The 17568-nt window shown below is 63.7% G+C and carries 21 protein-coding genes; 13 read left to right on the top strand and 8 right to left on the bottom strand.

Annotated elements, in window-relative coordinates; genetic code table 11:
- The first annotated feature begins 51 nt into the window (after window positions 1-51).
- From trmD to RX330_RS01735, 4 genes are all read left to right on the top strand, one after another.
- Entirely contained in the window at window positions 52-807 is a 756-nt protein-coding gene (trmD, locus tag RX330_RS01750) for a tRNA (guanosine(37)-N1)-methyltransferase TrmD (protein WP_317241872.1), read from the top strand.
- A gap of 110 nt (window positions 808-917) precedes the next feature.
- A complete protein-coding gene (gene rplS / locus RX330_RS01745; protein WP_092233923.1) occupies window positions 918-1298 on the top strand; it encodes a 50S ribosomal protein L19 in 381 nt (126 codons plus the stop codon).
- Between the two features lie 325 nt (window positions 1299-1623).
- Complete coding sequence (gene leuC / locus RX330_RS01740; RefSeq protein WP_317241871.1) at window positions 1624-3030, top strand: 3-isopropylmalate dehydratase large subunit; 1407 nt, start codon at window positions 1624-1626, stop codon at window positions 3028-3030.
- 94 nt (window positions 3031-3124) lie between these two features.
- The gene (locus RX330_RS01735; protein WP_212082163.1) at window positions 3125-3325 is read left to right on the top strand and encodes a hypothetical protein; all 201 of its coding nucleotides are present in this window, start codon (window positions 3125-3127) and stop codon (window positions 3323-3325) included.
- 160 nt (window positions 3326-3485) lie between these two features.
- Here RX330_RS01735 and RX330_RS01730 read toward each other — a convergent pair whose 3' ends face one another.
- Window positions 3486-4055 carry a hypothetical protein gene (locus tag RX330_RS01730; protein WP_317241870.1) on the bottom strand — a complete coding sequence of 190 codons (570 nt, stop codon included), beginning with the start codon at window positions 4053-4055 and terminating at the stop codon, window positions 3486-3488.
- Between the two features lie 178 nt (window positions 4056-4233).
- On the opposite strand from RX330_RS01730, the gene RX330_RS01725 reads away from it, so the two are divergent.
- On the top strand, window positions 4234-4530 hold the full coding sequence (locus tag RX330_RS01725; protein ID WP_317241869.1) for a DUF1330 domain-containing protein: 297 nt from the start codon (window positions 4234-4236) through the stop codon (window positions 4528-4530).
- Between the two features lie 4 nt (window positions 4531-4534).
- Here RX330_RS01725 and RX330_RS01720 read toward each other — a convergent pair whose 3' ends face one another.
- Window positions 4535-4792, bottom strand: a complete 258-nt coding sequence (locus tag RX330_RS01720; protein WP_317241868.1) for a hypothetical protein — start codon at window positions 4790-4792, stop codon at window positions 4535-4537.
- Between the two features lie 34 nt (window positions 4793-4826).
- Complete coding sequence (locus RX330_RS01715) at window positions 4827-5108, bottom strand: hypothetical protein (protein WP_212084544.1); 282 nt, start codon at window positions 5106-5108, stop codon at window positions 4827-4829.
- Between the two features lie 157 nt (window positions 5109-5265).
- Here RX330_RS01715 and RX330_RS01710 point away from each other — a divergent pair, with 157 nt between their 5' ends.
- The 4 genes from RX330_RS01710 to RX330_RS01695 all read left to right on the top strand — a co-directional run bounded on the left by RX330_RS01710 (window position 5266) and on the right by RX330_RS01695 (window position 7870).
- On the top strand, window positions 5266-5664 hold the full coding sequence (locus RX330_RS01710) for a metallopeptidase family protein (RefSeq protein ID WP_317241867.1): 399 nt from the start codon (window positions 5266-5268) through the stop codon (window positions 5662-5664).
- Between the two features lie 152 nt (window positions 5665-5816).
- Window positions 5817-6422 (top strand): 3-isopropylmalate dehydratase small subunit, encoded by a 606-nt coding sequence (leuD, locus tag RX330_RS01705; protein ID WP_027573022.1) that lies wholly within the window; start codon window positions 5817-5819, stop codon window positions 6420-6422.
- A 113-nt stretch (window positions 6423-6535) separates the two neighbouring features.
- Window positions 6536-7321 (top strand): hypothetical protein, encoded by a 786-nt coding sequence (locus tag RX330_RS01700; protein ID WP_317241866.1) that lies wholly within the window; start codon window positions 6536-6538, stop codon window positions 7319-7321.
- A 129-nt stretch (window positions 7322-7450) separates the two neighbouring features.
- The gene (locus tag RX330_RS01695) at window positions 7451-7870 is read left to right on the top strand and encodes a DUF6455 family protein (protein ID WP_212082187.1); all 420 of its coding nucleotides are present in this window, start codon (window positions 7451-7453) and stop codon (window positions 7868-7870) included.
- Between the two features lie 81 nt (window positions 7871-7951).
- On the opposite strand, the gene RX330_RS01690 is transcribed toward RX330_RS01695, so the two are convergent.
- A complete protein-coding gene (locus RX330_RS01690) occupies window positions 7952-9628 on the bottom strand; it encodes a PAS domain-containing methyl-accepting chemotaxis protein (RefSeq protein WP_317241865.1) in 1677 nt (558 codons plus the stop codon).
- A 468-nt stretch (window positions 9629-10096) separates the two neighbouring features.
- On the opposite strand from RX330_RS01690, the gene RX330_RS01685 reads away from it, so the two are divergent.
- Window positions 10097-11068 carry an AraC family transcriptional regulator gene (locus tag RX330_RS01685; protein ID WP_317241864.1) on the top strand — a complete coding sequence of 324 codons (972 nt, stop codon included), beginning with the start codon at window positions 10097-10099 and terminating at the stop codon, window positions 11066-11068.
- A gap of 64 nt (window positions 11069-11132) precedes the next feature.
- On the opposite strand, the gene RX330_RS01680 is transcribed toward RX330_RS01685, so the two are convergent.
- Entirely contained in the window at window positions 11133-12014 is an 882-nt protein-coding gene (locus RX330_RS01680) for an HpcH/HpaI aldolase/citrate lyase family protein (RefSeq protein WP_317241863.1), read from the bottom strand.
- 102 nt (window positions 12015-12116) lie between these two features.
- Here RX330_RS01680 and RX330_RS01675 point away from each other — a divergent pair, with 102 nt between their 5' ends.
- Window positions 12117-12755, top strand: coding sequence for a carbonic anhydrase (locus RX330_RS01675; protein ID WP_317241862.1), 639 nt, complete (start codon window positions 12117-12119; stop codon window positions 12753-12755).
- A 54-nt stretch (window positions 12756-12809) separates the two neighbouring features.
- Here the strand turns inward: RX330_RS01675 and RX330_RS01670 are convergent, their stop codons facing one another.
- Window positions 12810-13844 carry an aspartate-semialdehyde dehydrogenase gene (locus RX330_RS01670; protein ID WP_212082221.1) on the bottom strand — a complete coding sequence of 345 codons (1035 nt, stop codon included), beginning with the start codon at window positions 13842-13844 and terminating at the stop codon, window positions 12810-12812.
- Between the two features lie 116 nt (window positions 13845-13960).
- On the opposite strand from RX330_RS01670, the gene RX330_RS01665 reads away from it, so the two are divergent.
- The gene (locus RX330_RS01665) at window positions 13961-14749 is read left to right on the top strand and encodes a hypothetical protein (protein WP_317241861.1); all 789 of its coding nucleotides are present in this window, start codon (window positions 13961-13963) and stop codon (window positions 14747-14749) included.
- Between the two features lie 156 nt (window positions 14750-14905).
- Window positions 14906-15295: a hypothetical protein gene (locus tag RX330_RS01660; protein WP_212082228.1), complete on the top strand. Its 390-nt coding sequence runs from the start codon at window positions 14906-14908 to the stop codon at window positions 15293-15295.
- A gap of 181 nt (window positions 15296-15476) precedes the next feature.
- On the opposite strand, the gene RX330_RS01655 is transcribed toward RX330_RS01660, so the two are convergent.
- Together RX330_RS01655 and leuB are read right to left on the bottom strand one after the other, a co-directional pair.
- Window positions 15477-16112 (bottom strand): DapH/DapD/GlmU-related protein, encoded by a 636-nt coding sequence (locus RX330_RS01655; RefSeq protein ID WP_212082231.1) that lies wholly within the window; start codon window positions 16110-16112, stop codon window positions 15477-15479.
- A 164-nt stretch (window positions 16113-16276) separates the two neighbouring features.
- Window positions 16277-17389: a 3-isopropylmalate dehydrogenase gene (gene leuB / locus RX330_RS01650; protein ID WP_212082233.1), complete on the bottom strand. Its 1113-nt coding sequence runs from the start codon at window positions 17387-17389 to the stop codon at window positions 16277-16279.
- Window positions 17390-17568 lie beyond the last annotated feature (179 nt).

Below are 17568 nucleotides of genomic sequence, written 5' to 3'. Positions count from 1 at the left end.
TCTGCGCGCGCTTTCGGCACGCTTGTCCGGCACGACAACAACTGAGATACGATGACCAATCCCTCACCCTGGCGCGCGACGGTGCTGACGCTGTTTCCGGAGATGTTTCCGGGACCGCTCGGCGTGAGCCTCGCCGGGCGGGCGCTGGCGTCAGGACTCTGGGAGATCGAGGCCCGGGACATCAGGGCCTCCGCCACCGACCGCCACCGCAGCGTCGACGACACCCCGGCCGGCGGCGGCCCGGGCATGGTGCTGCGGGCGGACGTTCTGGCGGCCGCGATCGATGCTGCCGCGATCAGCCCGGAACGGCCAAGACTCCTGATGAGCCCACGCGGTCGGCCATTGACCCAGGCCCGTGTCCTGGAACTGGCGAAGGGTCCCGGCCCCCTGATCGTCTGCGGGCGCTTCGAGGGGGTCGACCAGCGGGTGATCGACGGGCGAGGCCTGGAGGAGGTCTCGATCGGGGATTACGTGCTCTCCGGGGGCGAAATAGCTGCGTTGGCGCTGATCGACGCCTGCGTCAGGCTGCTGCCGGGGGTGATGGGCAAGGAGGCCTCGGGAACCGAGGAAAGCTTCTCGGATGGCCTTCTGGAGTACCCCCAATACACCCGTCCGCAGCTCTTCGAGGGGGCTCCGATCCCTGACATCCTGACTTCCGGCGACCATGCCAGGGTCGCGAGCTGGCGGCGGGCGCAATCCGAGGCCCTCACCAAGGCCCGGCGGCCGGATTTGTGGGCTCAAATCCCGAGCAAGCCTCCGAATCGAGCCGGTCGCCAAAAAACACCAAAAAACAAGACAGACGGGTGACAAACGCTCCGGCTTGCCTTATAGCAGCGGCCAAATCCGCAATGGCTGGATAGACGAATTTTGCGCAGCCCCCCGCTTCCAGGGCTGGGCGCGCCGATGGAGATTTACCCATGAACCTGATCAAGCAGCTCGAGCAAGAGCAATTCGACAAGCTGTCCGCCGGCAAGGACATTCCGGAATTCGGTCCCGGCGACACCGTGATCGTCAACGTGAAGGTCGTCGAAGGCGACCGCACCCGCGTGCAGGCCTATGAAGGCGTCTGCATCGGCCGTTCCGGCGGCGGCCTCAACGAGAGCTTCACCGTGCGCAAGATCTCGTATGGCGAGGGCGTCGAGCGCGTGTTCCCGGTGATGTCGCCGATGATCGACTCGATCAAGGTGGTGCGCCGCGGCAAGGTGCGTCGCGCCAAGCTCTATTATCTCCGCAATCTGCGCGGCAAGTCGGCTCGCATCGTCGAGAAGACCGAGCACGCCAAGGCCGTCAACGAGTAAGCTCCGCTTACAGCCGAGTTTCCAAAAGCGCGGGGCAAAACCCCGCGCTTTTTTGTTGCGTCAGCCGCGCGCGTCAAAGCCCTCGCGATTCCGGTTCGGCCTGCTATATATTCGTAGAATGTTTCCAGATCGGACCAGCATGGAGCCCATCAAACGCATCGTCATCGACGATCGCTCGCGGCTGCCTGGACGGTTCTTCGGACGCTTCGCGACCTCGGCAACGTCAGAGCTTACGCGCGCAGCCTAAAAGCTGCGCTGAAGACTGCCTGTTGCCCCGCGCGTGACCGCGCACATCCGTTACCAACGTTTTTCGGAGCTGACGCTCATGTCCAAGCCCACCACATTGTACGACAAGATCTGGAACGACCATCTGGTGCACGAAGCCGAGGACGGCACCTGCCTGCTCTACATCGACCGTCATCTGGTGCACGAGGTGACCTCGCCGCAGGCGTTCGAGGGGCTGCGCGCCACGGGCCGCAAGGTCCACGCGCCGGAGAAGACGCTCGCCGTCGTCGACCACAACGTGCCGACCACCGATCGCACCAAGCCGAATCCCGATCCCGAAAGCATCGACCAGATCAAGGCGCTGGCCGAGAACGCCAAGGAATTCGGCATCGAATATTACAACGAGTTCGACAAGCGCCAGGGCGTCGTCCACGTCATCGGCCCCGAGCAGGGTTTTACGCTGCCCGGCACCACCATCGTCTGCGGTGACAGCCACACCTCGACGCATGGCGCCTTCGGCGCGCTCGCGCACGGCATTGGCACCTCCGAGGTCGAGCACGTGCTGGCGACGCAGACGCTGATCCAGAAGAAGGCGAAGAACATGCGCGTCACCGTCGACGGCAAATTGCCCGACGGCGTGACCGGCAAGGACATCATCCTGGCCATCATCGGCGAGATCGGCACCGCGGGCGGCACCGGCTACGTGCTGGAATATGCCGGCGATGCGATCAGCGCGCTCAGCATGGAAGGCCGCATGACGGTCTGCAACATGTCGATCGAAGGCGGCGCCCGCGCCGGTCTCGTTGCGCCCGATCAGAAGGCGTTCGACTTCCTGCGCGGCCGCCCGAAGGCGCCGAAGGGCGCGGACTGGGACGCAGCGATGCGCTACTGGGAGAAGCTGCGCTCCGACGACGGTGCGCATTTCGACAACGAGCTGCGCCTCGATGCGGCCAAGCTGCCGCCGATCGTGACCTGGGGCACGAGCCCGGAGGATGTCATCTCGGTGACCGGCATCGTGCCCGATCCCGATAAGATCGCGGACGAGGCCAAGCGTCTCTCCAAGCATCGCGCCCTGAAATACATGGGCCTGACGGCGGGAACGAAGATCACCGACATCAAGGTCGACCGCATCTTCATCGGCTCCTGCACCAACGGCCGCATCGAGGATCTGCGCGCGGCGGCCAAGATTGCGGAAGGCAAGACCGTTTCAGCGCATGTCAACGCCATGGTCGTGCCGGGCTCCGGTCTCGTGAAGGAACAGGCCGAGGCTGAGGGTCTGGACAAGATCTTCATCAAGGCCGGCTTCGAATGGCGCGAGCCGGGCTGCTCGATGTGCCTCGCGATGAACCCGGACAAGCTGGCCCCGGAAGAGCGTTGCGCCTCGACCTCGAACCGCAATTTCGAAGGCCGCCAGGGCTTCAAGGGCCGCACGCATCTGGTATCGCCGGCGATGGCGGCGGCAGCGGCGATCGCAGGTCATTTCGTCGACGTCAGGGACTGGCGTTAAGCCCGTTCCTGCAATTGTAGCGATCGCGTCAAACCGCCCTTAATCTGCGGCGTCTCATTCTCGTCCTCGCGAGGGTTTCGCGAGGACGCTGCATATGGCCAACAAGCCGGAATATGTCGACCTGATCAGCGAGGCCACGCGCCAGCACCGGCGCGCAGCGCCGCTGCGCGTCGTCGCCAGGCCCGAGGTCGAGGAGACCTCGAAGCTCAGCCACTGGCCGCCGGCGCTGTTCAAGCAATGGAAGCTGGATAATCTGATGCGGTGGAGATCCGCATCGTGGAAGCTGAGAGATTAGCTTTGGCGCTCCGTCATGCCCGGGGGCTTGTCCCGGGCATCCAGGGGCCTCTCGTTCACGCTCCAAGAACGTGTATGGCCGGGACATAGGCGAGCGGAAGCGACGCCGTCCTTCGGATGGCTGTGCCCGGCCATGACGAATGCGGAGCTAGCAGCTCACATCACCAATACCGGTACGGATAGTGCCAGCGCGGCCAGTGGCAGACGCGGCGCGGGCCGTAATAGGTGAAGATGATCCGGCAGCGGCGCGGATAGTGGTAGGCGGGATAGTAGCCGCCGACATAATAGCGCCGGTGGAAGTGACGATGGCCGAAATGGGGACGATGATGATGGCCCCAGTGGCGGTGGTAGCCGCCATATCCGCCGTAGCGAAAGCCGCCATGGTGATGGCCGCCGACATGACGGTGAATAGCCGGCCCGGCGCGGAAGCCGCCGATATGACCGCGATGAAATCCACCGCCGCCGATATGACCACCGCGAAAGCCGCCGCCGTGGAAGCCGCCACCGCGGAAACCTCCACCGTGAAAGTGGCCGCCATGTCCGCCGGGCCCGCCACGAACCTGCGTGACGAGGTCGTCGGCCGCAGCCTTCGTCGCAGGTGACGTCGCCGGATTGATCAAGGTCAGCGCTTCAGCACGGCGCGCGGTGCCGGCCGACAGCATCAGCGTTGCGGCGGCCGCAATCCCGAGCAGTCGAATCGGGCCTGCCCTGAGACCCAAACTCCTCAACATGGAATTCTCCCTGAATCTCTACAGCGAAGTTGCGACGCGACGTCTCGGCCGCGCCATCGCTGTTCAATGACGGTCGCTCCCAAGATTAAATTGGGGGGGGTGACGTGAACGCCCCATGAATGAACGGCGCCGGGCTCTGCGATGCGACGCAGTGCCGCGACGAAGAGGAGTTTTGAAGATGACCGTTTATGCGATTGCACAATTGAAGATGACCGACCGCGCGGCCTATGACCGCTACCAGGCGCGGTTCTTCGATGTGTTCAGGAAGTACAATGGCCGGCTGCTCGCCGCCGACGAGCGCCCGCGCGTGCTCGAAGGCGCATGGCCGCACGACAAGCTCGTCATGATGTCGTTTCCCGACGAGACGGCCTTCCTCGCCTTCTCGAACTCACCCGACTACGAGCAGATCTCCCGCGACCGCAAAGCCGGCGCAGAGGCGACCGTGCTGCTGGTCAAGGGATTTACGCCGAGCTAGCGCGTCACCAGAACGGCCCGTAGCCGAACACGAAGGGTGCCGGCACGCCGTAGGGATAGGGACGATAGTGCACGGGCCGCGCATAGTAGCGGGGATCCCGGCGCACGAGGGGCGGCACGACGTAGGCTCGCGCGGGCCGTCGCGCATCGAAGACGGCAATCCCGGCCGAGGCCTCCGGAATCGCCGTCCTAGGCGCCGCGGAGGCGCGAGGCAGACCGGCGGCAAGCGCGACGGCAACGGCCCCTGCAATCCATCTCCCCATGATCACCTCAAGGGCTCCAACGCCGGGCGCCGCGTCAGCCCGGGCGCCAGTAGCAGCTCACGCGCGGCACGATCACCGTGCCGCTCGGCCGGAATTCCTGCACATAGGTCGCGTTGCACACGCGGACTGCGTTCGGACCCGGATTATAGCGCGGATAGACGCCGTCAGGGCTGTAATAGGGCGTGACGCGCAAGCGCGCCGGGGGCCGCTTGCGTGGCGGGGGGACATCGTCCGGCGATACCGCCTGGGCTGTCCGGATTCCGGAACTTGCAGTCTGCGCCTCGGCCTCAACGCAAAATAGCGAAAACAACCCCATGCACAGTAGCGTCAGCGCTGTTTTCGCTCGCATTTTTTCCGCCCACCTGAACCGTCCCATTCGAGGTCCCACGCTCCCCGTTTTGGAAGCGCCCGTCAACCTCGCCCCGGTTATAAAGCCGGATGCATCGCCAAGGAACCCGCGCTAAGACAAGCCTATGTGGACGGAATTAAAAGCGCCCTCGCTGGCCGAGATGGAAGCTACTGCGCACGAGATCTTCGAGCGCCTGCCGGCGGAGTTTCGCACCCTCTGCGAGGGCGTGATCATCCGCGTCGACGACTTCCCGACCGAGGAAGTGCTGAACGAGATGGAATGCGAGAGCGAGTTCGACCTGCTCGGCCTGTTCCAGGGCGTCGGCCTGCCGCAGCAGAGCCTTGGCGACGTGGCGCGGCTGCCCAACATGGTCTGGCTCTACCGCCGGCCGATCCTGGACTACTGGGCCGAGCACGACGAGAGCCTCGGCCACATCGTCCGCCACGTCCTGATCCACGAGATCGGCCACCATTTTGGGCTGTCGGACGACGATATGGAAGCGATCGAGGCTCAGGCGGAGTAGGGCGTCGCCACAAGGGGCGGTTCGCTCCCTCTCCCGCTTGCGGGGAGGCTTGCCCCCGACCAGGGCAGACTGGATCTGCCGAATTCGGCCTAGGATTTCCGCTCCGGACGCGATAAATACCGGTTCCCTGATCCACCCCGGAAAGCGCAACCATGGACAAGTTCACCACGCTGGAAGGCGTCGCGGCGCCGCTGAAGATCATCAATGTCGACACCGACATGATCATTCCGAAGCAGTACCTCAAGACCATCAAGCGCACCGGCCTTGGCAAGGGGCTCTTCTCCGAGCAGCGCTACAAGGACGACGGCAGCGAAAATCCGGATTTCGTCCTCAACCAGCCCGCCTATCGCAACGCGAAGGTGTTGGTGGCCGGCGACAATTTCGGCTGCGGCTCGAGCCGCGAGCACGCCCCCTGGGCGCTGCTCGACTTCGGCATCCGTTGCGTGATCTCGACCTCGTTCGGCGACATCTTCTACAATAACTGCTTCAAGAACGGCATTCTGCCGATCCGCGTGTCCCAAGAAGACCTCGACAAGCTGTTCGACGATGCCGAGCGCGGCGCCAATGCGACGCTGACGATCGACCTGCCGAACCAGGAGATCCGCGGTCCCGACGGCGGCAAGGTCAAGTTCGAGATCGATCCGTTCCGCAAGCACTGCCTGATCAACGGCCTCGACGACATCGGCCTCACGATGGAAAAGAAGGCCTCGATCGACAGCTACGAGGACAAGCTCAAGCGCGAACGCGCCTGGGCCTGATCGTATGTACTGAGCATGATCTTTCCGGATCATGCTCTAGTTTTCATTCGAGCCTCGGTGCCGTCAGCGCCGGGGCTTTTTCTCTGCCCTGCTCATCGCGTATAGCTGCACGCATGCTGCCCGAGATCGTCACCTTCTGGCATGGCCCGATGGACGCGTTGCGCCAGACCTGTCTGCGCTCGCAGCTGGCGGCCGGCCACAAGGTCACGGTTTACAGCTTCGACACCATTCCCGGCCTTCCCGCCGGCGTCGCAAACGCGGAGGCGGAAGCGATCCTGCCGCACTCATTCTCCGAGCGCCTGCGGCCACCGCAGCCGGACGGAAGCTGGCGCGACTGGACCACGCTTCAGTTCAGCGATTTCTTCCGCATGAAGCTGATGGCGAAGAATCTCGGGCTCTGGCTCGACGCCGACGTGCTGCTGCTCAAACCGGTCGAGATCGATCCGGCAAAGCCCTATTTCGCCTGGGAGCGGCCGCGTCAGCTCGGCAATTCCGTGATCTACCTGCCGCCCGAGCACGGCATCGTAGCCGCCTTCGAGGAGCTGATGGAGCAGGAGGAACTGACGCCGAACTGGCTGTCGGTGCGCCACCGCATCACCTTCATGATGCGCCGCCTGCGCGGCGGCTCGGGCCGCCTCGCGGATATCCGCGTCGCGATCTACGGACCCGCAGCGCTCACCGCGCTCGCACGCCGCACCGGCGAGCTGGCTCGCGCGCTGCCCAAGCAGTCGTTTTATGCCGTGCACGCTGAACCAAAGCTGTTCTTCGATCCCTCGAGCTATCTCGGCCTCATCACCAATCCCGAGATCATCGGCCTGCACATCTCGCCCAAGGGCCGCGGCGGCGAGAAGCCGATTCCGGGCAGCCTGTATGCCTGGGCTGCGGAGCGGTTTTCGTAATTCTCCGCTCGTGTCCCGGACGCGGCACAAGACCGGATTGGATGCCGCTTCCCAATTTGATCCAGCGCAACGCGCTCCTGCATCATTGTGCTTAATTCGCTCCAATTCCGCCGTCCGAAGGAGCTTTCCATGAGCACCGCAAGCAGACCTTATCCCATCGTCCAGGATCTCATCGAGTCCTTCGCCGGCTGGCTGAAGCATCGCCGCGAGATGAACGAGATCCGGCAGCTCGATCGCGCCGATTTCGACCGGATCGCGAGCGACCTCAGGATCGCACCTGACGACCTGGAAGAGCTGGTCCGTCACGGCCGGCATGCCGCCGACGAGCTGCCGAAGATGCTCGAACAACTCGGCATCAACGCCGAAGGCCTCGGCCGCGCGCAGCCGCTGCTGCTTCGCGACATGGAGCGGGTCTGCTCGCTCTGCGGTCACAAAGGACAGTGCGACCGCGATCTCGCCGACGGCACCGCCGCGGAGAATTACCACGGCTATTGCGCGAACGCCTCGACGCTGGAGTCGCTCAACCGCGCCGACGTCGCGCCGCGCTGAGGCGGCGCAACGGATTTTCCGACCGCAAACGTCATCTCTCCATTTGCGTAGCAGAACGCGCCGACGCAGCAGGCCGCCTGATCAAGCCCGATGGGCCATCGCAGCGGCCTCGGCCGCAGCGCGCTGCATGCTGGTCGACATCTCATTCGTCACCGTGCTCTGCTCCTCGATCGCGGCGGCGGTCGACGTCACGTACTCGCTGACATTGTTGATCGCCTGCTTGATCGCACTCAGAGCGTTGACGACGTCGCCGGAAATGCTGTTGAGGCTGCCGATCTCCTGGCCGATCTTGTCGGTCGCCTGCTTGGCCTGGTTGGCGAGGCTCTTGACCTCGGAAGCGACCACGGCGAAGCCGCGGCCGGCTTCGCCGGCGCGCGCGGATTCGATCGTGGCGTTAAGCGCGAGCAGGTTGATCTGCCCCGTGATGTTGTTGATCAGCTCGACAATGCCGCTCATCGCCTGTGCAGCCTCGGTGAGGCGTTGGGCTTGCGCGTCGGCAGCCGAGACCTGTTCCACCGCACTGGTCGCGGTTTCACGCGATTTGGTCATGGCTTCGGAGATCTCCCGCACCGAGGCGTTGAGCTCCTCCGAGCCGGCGGCGACCGATTCCATCATGCCGCGGACGCGCTCGTTGCCCATGCGGACCAGCACCTGCCTGGTGGTGTCGGTGGCGTATTTCACGACCTTGAAAGGCTTGCCATTGAGATCCAGGATCGGGTTGTAGGAGGCCTGAATGTAGACTTCCTTGCCGCCCTTGCCGATGCGCTTGTATTCGGCCGCCTGGTATTCGCCGCGGTTGAGCGCGGCCCAGAACTCGCGATAGGACGTACTGTCGCGCTCGCCGGGATCGACGAACATGCTGTGATGCTTGCCCTTGATCTCGGCCAGGGAATAGCCGACCGCGCCCAGGAAGTTGGCGTTGGCCGTCACGATGGTGCCGTCCATGTTGAATTCGATCACCGCCTGGGCCTTGTCGATCGCCGCGATCTGGCCGGCGAGATCGGCGCTCTTCAGCTTCTGGGCGGTGACGTCGGTCGCGAACTTCACCACCTTGGAGGGCCTGCCCTTCTCGTCGAAGATTGGATTGTACGAGGCCTGGATCCAGACTTCCTTGCCGCCCTTGCCGATGCGCTTGTATTCGGTCGCCTGATATTCACCACGATTGAGTGCCGCCCAGAACTCGCGATAGGCAGCGCTGTCTCGCTCGGCAGGCGCAACGAACATGCTATGATGCTTGCCCCGGATCTCGTCCAGGGTGTAGCCGAGCGTATTCAGGAAGTTCTCATTGGCGTTGCTAACAGTGCCGTCCATGTTGAACTCAATGACCGCCTGCGAGCGGTTCGCAGCGGCGACTTGAGCCCCGAAGTCGAGGTTCTGGAGACGGACCGAGGCATCGGACCATTCCACCACGACTCCCGTCCGGCTGCCGTCGCTGCGCTTCACCGGCGTTGCAACGAGGTCGAATTTCCGATTCCCGATCTGGATCGTCGCACGATGCACGCTGCTGAGGCTCGCGAGCATCTTGCGCTGATGCTGCGGATTCTTATGAAACACGTCGATGTTGGTGCCGACGAGCGTATCCACGTTGAAGTGCGGCAGCACCTTCTTGAGATCGCTCTCGGCCGCGCGAAGCAAGTCCGTCACCGCGTCATTCATGTAGACGATCTTGAGATCGTTATCCGCGATCATCAGATTGGCACTCACGACCTTCGCCGCCTGCAACGTCAATGCGTCGGAGCTCGACTTGCGCTTGAACATGATCTCTCCAATATCGATTAAGTTGCGCGCACGTCGAGGCGGGCTTCTGCTCGCGATGCGATCCACGAATCCTCAGATATCCGAGTCGAATTATCAGAGTGTTTGTCCGATCGAAGACACAATGGCCGGATTTTGCCAGGGCGATTAACGTGACAATGACACGCGACGGGACCGCGGCGGTATGGGCCTTGAACTTGCAAACGCGGTCCTAAAATCAGTATCGCAATCTGGCAAAGCGCTCGCAGCTAGCATTCGCTTACCGTCGGCATCGCGCTCGCTGCGAACCAATGAGCGAAGACGATGTCGTTCGCAGCCGCAGCCCGCGTCCGGGCATTTCGTCGCAGCCGCGATGAGTGCGTTCATGCCTCATTGAGTGATCCGGTCACGCCCGGCAACCGTTGCATTCAATCTCGAATTGGTAGCCCCGCGGAGGGGATACGGTAGTTTGCACGGCGGGGGGATACTGATTTGGGCACCGTTACCTACCTTGACCGCTATGCCTTGATCCGGACGCGCGACAGCGATTTCGCGCGCGACCGCCTGTTTGCGGTCTATGGCGCGGATCGGTTCGACAAGCATGACGATGAGTTCGGCATAGGAGCCAATCTTGCTCGCTTGAATTCCCTCGGCCTCGCCTTCTGTGCCTATGATGGCGCGGCATCGCTCTCCTTTCCTGAATCCGACATTCTCCGCCAGCTCTTTTCCATCCAGGGGTCTGCGGGTTTCCGAACGAAATGGGATAGCCAGCCGATCGAGGCATGGAGCCCGATGATCTCCGGCGACTCCAGGCTGGATCTCGACTTTGCGCCGGGCTATCGCCAGCTGGTGCTGAGGATAGATGCCGCCGCGCTGGGGCGCTTGCTGAAGAGCATTCTCGGCGACCACAGCGACATGAAGCTGCATTTCGGCGCGGGCGCAGCCAATCCCGCGGTCATGACGCATCTGCGCCGGGAAGTCTTCAGGCTCGCAGAAGAGCTGGATCGATTTGGGCAGGATTACTCATCCATCGCCATTGCCGAGCTTGAGCGTTCGCTGATGGTCCGGATTCTGCTGGCGCATCGGCACAATTTCTCCGACCGCCTTCTGCTTTCCGCTCCGAGCGCCAACCGGACCGTGATCGACACGGTTGAGTCCTACATCGAGGCGCATTGGGACGAACCGCTCGACCTGGAAAGGATCGCCGAGGTCGCCAATGTGAGCGTGCGGACGATTTTCCGGGAATTCTCCGATGCCGGACGGGGTTCGCCCGGCCAGTTCGCGCGCCGCGTCCGGCTTCAGCGGGCGGCAGAGCTTCTGCGACAGGCGGACGAGCAGACCAGCGTTCTCGCCATTGCCTTCAAATGCGGGTTCAACAATCTAGGTCGGTTCGCATCCGAATACCGTCAGGCCATCGGTGAGCTGCCGTCCGAGACCTTGAAGAATGCGAGACGAAGGCAATGAGAGTGCCATCGACGTCCCGCAACATGGCGCAAGCGTAGCAGCGCAGCCGGGGCTGGTGCCCACCTCAGCCCTTCGCCATCGCGGCGATCGCGTCCGCGATCTCGATGGTGCGGCGGGCCATGTCGGCGTGCAGGCGCTCCACCATGGCGCCGTCGAGGCGGATCGCGCCGCGCGAAGCGTTTTCCGGCAGCTCGAACGCGGCGATGATCTTTCGTGCGCGCGCGACTTCCTCCTCGGGCGGGGTGAAGATCGCGTTGCAGGCGTCGATCTGCGAGGGGTGGATCAGCGTCTTGCCGTCGAAGCCGAGATCGCGTCCTTGCGCGCATTCGGTGGCAAAGCCGTCGGAATTGGCGATGTCGCTGTAGGGACCATCGAGAATTTCGAGGCCATGAGCGCGCGCCGCCAGGATGCAATGCGTGATCATCGGGATCATCGCGGCACGGCCGGGCAGCATCTTGATGCGGGTCTCTCGCGAAATGTCGTTGGGTCCGAACACGAAGCCGGAAAGACGCCGCGATGGATCGCGCCCAGCCTCGGCCAGCTCCTCCGCATGCAGCACGGCGCGCGCGGTCTCGATCATGGCCCAGACCTTCACCGTCGGCGCCGCGCCGAGCTCGGTGAGACGGAAGCCGATCGTATCGAGATCTTCGATACTTGAAACTTTTGGAACCAGGATGCCGTCCGGCGACGCCTTGGCGGCCATCGCGACGTCATCGGCCCACCACGGCGTATCGAGGCCGTTGGTGCGGATCAAAATCTCGCGCCTGCCAAAACCCTTGGCCGCAATCGCGGCGGCGATGCCGTCGCGTGCCGCCGCCTTGGCGTCGGGTGCGACGGAATCCTCGAGATCGAGGATCAGGCCATCGGCGGCAAGATTGCGGGCCTTTTCCAGCGCGCGGGGATTTGAGCCGGGCATGAACAGATGGCTGCGGCGCGGGCGGGTCATGCTGCGTTCCTTCCTCGTCAATATTCCGAGCCCAGCCGATAGCATCCGGCCTGCCCATTCGAAAGGCTTGTTCGCCCAAGCGGTCTATGATTAGGCATAGGTATGATGACATTCCCGAAGCATTTGCTGGAAGGCTACAAGGCCTTCGCCACCCAGCGGCTGCCGACCGAGCAGACCCGCTTTCGCGAGCTGTCGGTGAAGGGGCAGTCGCCGGAAGTGATGGTGATCGGCTGCTGCGACAGCCGCGTCTCGCCCGAGGTGATCTTCGACGTCGGCCCGGGCGAATTGTTCGTGGTCCGCAACATCGCCAACCTCGTGCCGGTGTATCAGCCCGACGGCACCGCCCATGGTGTCTCGGCGGCGCTGGAATATGCCGTGACGGTGCTGAAAGTGAAGCACATCGTGGTGCTTGGCCACGCGCAATGCGGCGGCATCCGCGCCTTCGTCGACAAGATCGAGCCGCTCACGCCCGGCGACTTCATCGGCAAATGGATGCAGATGTTCATCAAGCCGGGCGAGGTGGTGGAGCAGCGCGACCACGAAACGATGGCGCAGTTCGTCGAGCGCATCGAGAAGGCCGCCGTGTTCCGCAGCCTCGAGAACCTGATGACCTTCCCGTTCGTGCGCAAGGCCGTGGAGAGCGGCCAGATGCAGACCCACGGCGCCTATTTCGGCGTCGCGGAGGGATCGCTGTTCGTGCTGGACAAGGTCGCGAAGGAATTCAGGAGCGTGCGCGAATAGCGAAGGACGAGTGGAAATCCCCATTCGCCATTCGCTACTCCCTATTCGCCTGCCTTACGCCGCCTGCTTCTTCGCGCTGATCAGCTTGCGGTTGATCAAGACTTCCGCGATCTGGATCGCGTTGAGCGCGGCGCCCTTGCGCAGATTGTCGGACACGCACCACAGCACGAGGCCATTCTCCACCGTCGCATCCTCGCGGATGCGGCTGATATAGGTGGCGTCCTCGCCGGCCGCCTCGTACGGCGTGGCGTAACCGCCGGGCTCCTGCTTGTCGATGACGAGGCAGCCGGGCGCCTTGCGCAGGATGTCGCGGGCTTCGTCCGCGCTGATCGGATTCTCGAACTCGATGTTGACGGCCTCGGAGTGGCCGACGAACACGGGCACGCGCACGCAGGTGGCGGAGAGCTTGATCCTGGGATCAAGGATCTTCTTGGTCTCCGCCATCATCTTCCACTCTTCCTTGGTGTAGCCGTCCTCCATGAAGACGTCGATGTGGGGGATGACGTTGAAGGCGATGCGCTTCGGGAACTTCTTGTTGACCAGCTCCTGGTTGGTGTAGACGGCCTTGGTCTGCGAGAACAACTCGTCCATGCCGTCCTTGCCGGCGCCGGACACCGATTGATAGGTCGAGACCACAACGCGCTTGATGGTCGCCTTGTCGTGCAGCGGCTTCAGCGCGACCACGAGCTGCGCGGTCGAGCAGTTCGGGTTGGCGATGATGTTCTTCTTCTTGAAGCCTTCGGTCGCGCCCGCGTTCACTTCCGGCACGATCAGCGGCACGTCCGGGTCCATGCGCCAGGCGGAGGAGTTGTCGATGACGACGGCGCCGGCGGCGCCGATCTTGGGCGACCATTCTTTCGACACCTCGCCGCCCGCCGACATCAGGCAGATGTCGACGTCGGAGAAGTCATAGTGCTCGAGGGCCTTGCACTTCAGGGTGCGGTCGCCATAGGAGACCTCGACGCCGATGCTGCGGCGTGATGCCAGGGCCACGACCTCGTCCGCGGGAAATTTGCGCTCATCCAGGATGTTGAGCATTTCCCGTCCGACATTGCCGGTCGCGCCGACGACTGCGACTTTGTAACCCATCGTTCACTCTCCGACGAAAAAGCCCGTTCCTGAAGCTGACGCTTAAACAGGAAGAGCAGCGCTTCTATGCGAGAACCGGCCTCAAGACAACGTTGGACCATTCCTTAGGGACGTGGATGCAGTCGCCTGAGGCCAGCACGGCCGTTAGCCCCACCCAGATCCATCTGGCGCTTGCAGCCTTCGCCGACGAGGTCGTCGGCACGCTGGCGCGCCTGTTCGCTTATGTGGGGGCGCTCGCCCTGCTTTCCATCCTCGGCCTTGCGGCGCTCGGCCAACTGCCTGAGTGGCGCGGCGATGAGCCGGCGCCGAGACCGGGCTGGAGCGCAGCCGACCGCTCTCATCCGGCTTTCGCCCTCAGAAGGCTCGATTCTTCAGAGAAAACAGTATCTTACACTATTCTCAGGCACCCCGAGGGCGGCCGCAGGGACATCATGCGCTGGACGGGCGCGGCGGAGCTGGTGCTGGCCGAGCTCGAGATTTACCGGGAAGGCAGCGAATTCGACGTCACACGTCCGGCAACCGCGGACCTCGCCGTGCAGATGGGCCTGAGCGCGGCCACTCCGCTTGAGCAAGCCGGCCTGATCGAGACAAAATTCGGCCCCGTCGCCCTGTTCCGGCCGGTCGCCGCAACGGAGGGAGCGCGGGCGTGCCTCGGCTACCTCAAGCGCAGCGAGGAGCCCGCATTGCAGATCTCCGGATTCTCCTGCCAAGGCGACACCTTGCCCGCCCGGCGCGCGGCGATTGCCTGCACGCTGAACCGGCTGACGCTGCTGGTCTCGGGCAACGAGCCGAAGCTGGCGGACCTGTTCGCCCGTGCCGAGCTGAAGCGCCGTGCTTGCGACCTCGCGGGGTCGCCGGACTGGCTGCTGGGCGCCGCGAACGCGCAATTGCGCGGGGCGCTTTGAGCCGCATCAAGCCCAAGTGGCTGGTATTGATGCAACTTTTGCCCCCGCGCTCGATTATTCCGAGCTGGTGTGACCCAATAGACCTAGTTGCGCTCACCCCGGCCGGGCTAGTATGGGGTGAAATCGACTGGCGGTGCGCCGCTTGAAGGGGACGTGATGAGCTCGAAATTCTCTGCCAAATTGGCGACCTTGTTTGCAGCAGGCGCTGTGATTGCCATGTCCTCTGCCATTGGTTTGGCGACGCCGGCCTCCGCCGATACCAAGACCAAGCGCTTTGACGAGCGCGGCCGGCACTATTACGGCCCGAGCGGACCCAACGCGGTGTACCAGCAGGGCCGCACCCGCATCTATGTCAGCAAGCGCTCCTGGCTCGACGGCGGCACCGAGGTCAATCCGGGCGACCGCAAGTTCACCGACTATGCCTTCCCGCCGGCCGTGGGCTACCCGTCCTTCGCCCGCGAGAATCTCAACCGCCCGATCGACCGCCAGCCGCTCTCGCCGCCGCAGGATGTCGGGGGCTATCCGCAGAATTTCCCGCTGTACTGAGGCGGACATATCTTCGAATCAAAAGGCCGGGCTCTCGCCCGGCCTTTTTTATTTTTGCGAGGTGCCGTAGGGCACCTGCCTCTCCCTCGTCATTGCGAGCGCAGCGAAGCAATCCAGAATCTCTCTGCGGACCGATTCTGGATTGCTTCGTCGCTTCGCTCCTCGCAATGACGGCTTGAGGCTACGCGTTGGCTGCCGGGTCATAGCGCCGGCAAAAATCGTCGATCGCCTCGGAGCGAAAATCGGCGAGGCGTTCGAAGATCAACTCGTCCGGCCAATCCCACCAGGCAATACGGCGCAGGCTTTCGGCGACGGCATCGTCAAAGCGCTTGCGAATCGGACGCGCCGGAACGCCGCCGACGATGGTGTAGGGCGCGACATCGCGGCTGACGACTGCGCCTGCGGCGATCACCGCGCCGTCGCCGACGTTCACGCCCGGCAACAGGATGGCGGCGTGACCGATCCAAACGTCGTTGCCGACGATCACGCGGTCGCCGCGGCGGTCCGCGAAGAAGTCGCGGTCGCGCGTCACGCCCGTCTCGTAATATTCCGGGACATAGGTGAAGCGGTGCTGGGACGGACGGCCCATCGGATGATTCGGCGCGCCGATGCGCACCGCATTGGCGATCGCCGTAAACTTGCCGATCACGGCGTCGGCGACGTCGCAATTTTCGCCGAGATAGGAATAGTCGCCGAGCGAGGCATATTCGACGCGGGTGTTGGCGAGCACCTCGCAGCGGCGGCCGATCTGCGCCTCGCGCAGCCGCACCGTTTCATGGACGATGGTTTCCGCGATCTTGGGGCGGGGCGTGTCCATGAGGCGAGACTCCAAGAGCGGATGCCGTAAGGTGGGCAAAGGCGCTTGCGCCGTGCCCACCATCTCTCTCGATCGCTAGAAATGCGTGGGCACGCTTCCGTCTTCGCTCTTCGAGCTACGCCGGACAAGTCGCTTTGCCCACCCTGCGATAGCGGTGCTTGTGGCTACGCGTGCAGCTTCTGCAATTCCTTCAGGATCGCCTCGCCCATCTGCGTGGTCGAGACGGAAGTGGTGCCTTCCGACTTGATGTCGGCGGTGCGCAGGCCGCTGGCGAGCACGGCGGCGATCGCGGCATCGACCTTGTCGGCGAGATCGCCCATGTCGAAGGAATAGCGCAGCGCCATGCCGAAGGACGAAATCATCGCGATCGGATTGGCGAGGCCCTGGCCGGCGATATCGGGCGCCGAGCCGTGCACGGGCTCGTACAGCGCCTTGCGCTTCTTGCTCTTGACGTCGACCTCGCCCAGCGAAGCCGAGGGCAGCATGCCGAGCGATCCCGTCAGCATCGCCGCGATATCGGACAGCATGTCGCCGAACAGATTGTCGGTGACGATGACGTCGAACTGCTTCGGCCATTTCACCAGCATCATGCCGCCGGAATCGGCGAGCTGATGCTCGAGCGTGACATCGGGATATTCGCGCTTGTGGACCTGGGTCATGACCTCGTTCCAGAGCACGCCCGACTTCATGACGTTGCGCTTCTCCATCGACGTCACCTTGTTCTTGCGCTTCCTGGCAAGCTCGAAGGCGACGCGACCGATGCGCTCGATCTCATAGGTGTCGTAGACCTGGGTATCGACGGCGCGCTTCTGGCCGTTGCCGAGATCGGTGATGGTCTTGGGCTCGCCGAAATAGACGCCGCCGGTGAGCTCGCGCACGATCATGATGTCGAGGCCTTCGACCGCCTCGCGCTTCAGGCTCGAAGCCTCGGCCAGCGCCGGGTAGCACACGGCGGGGCGCAGGTTCGCGAACAGAGCGAGATCCTTGCGCAGGCGCAGCAGGCCGGCTTCGGGACGCACTTCGTAAGGCACCGCATCCCACTTCGGGCCGCCGACCGCGCCGAAGATCACGGCGTCGGCGTCCCTGGCCTTGGCCATGTCGCCCTCGGAGATCGACACTTTGTGCGCGTCATAGGCGGAGCCGCCGACGAGGCCGCTATCCGTCTCGAACCTGGCGATCCCGGCCGAATTGAGCCAGTCGATCAGCCGCTTCACCTCGCCCATCACCTCGGGGCCGATACCGTCGCCGGGAAGCAGCAGCAGTTTGTGGGTCGCCATGGTCGTTTCCTTTTCGATCCTCTCTCGTCATTCCGGGGCGCGAGCAAAGCGAGCGAGCCCGGAATCCATCAGGCCACAGCGCAAGCGGGGAAATGGATTCCGGGCTCGCGCTTCGCGCGCCCCGGAATGACGGTTCGGCCGGAGTGCTAGAGCGGCGTTGCGCGCTTGGCAAGACACCA

Origin of the sequence: Bradyrhizobium sp. NDS-1 (assembly GCF_032918005.1) — a bacterium.
GTDB lineage: Bacteria > Pseudomonadota > Alphaproteobacteria > Rhizobiales > Xanthobacteraceae > Bradyrhizobium > Bradyrhizobium tunisiense.
Note: the sequence above shows the minus strand (reverse complement) of the source record. Positions and strands in the feature narration are given on the sequence as shown.